The organism is Colwellia sp. E2M01, from assembly GCF_018860585.1.
Classification (GTDB): domain Bacteria; phylum Pseudomonadota; class Gammaproteobacteria; order Enterobacterales; family Alteromonadaceae; genus Colwellia.
Map to the genome: position 1 here is coordinate 6,547 of NZ_JAHKPR010000057.1, position 371 is coordinate 6,917.

Consider the following 371-nt stretch of genomic DNA (forward strand, 5'->3'; position numbering starts at 1 on the left):
TCCACCATTTTATTTAAAACCTATTAAATAAAATGAGACATTCTTTCCATAAAGAATTAAAACCAAATGGACGATTAGCTCAGTTGGGAGAGCACCGCCCTTACAAGGCGGGGGTCACTGGTTCAAGCCCAGTATCGTCCACCATCTTTATCCTTCATCTATATTTCTTTTATATTCATAATAAAATTATTAAATAATCTAATTTAAGCACTTTTTATTCGTTATAACCACTCTCGAATCATTGTTTAGAGTGCCGTAGCGGCATCATTTTTATATTTTATTTATTTTAAGTTTCCCTGTATTTAATACCAAGTCCGTTAAATTACTGATCACCTGTACTAGTTAAAATCCCTAAATCCTACGTTCCTTTC

Annotated in this window: 1 tRNA gene; it reads left to right on the plus strand. The window is 32.9% G+C overall.

The features are described 5' to 3' along the window. The first annotated feature begins 68 nt into the window (after positions 1 to 68). A tRNA-Val gene (locus tag KO502_RS11860) sits at positions 69 to 144 on the plus strand. The last annotated feature ends 227 nt before the right edge of the window (positions 145 to 371 follow it).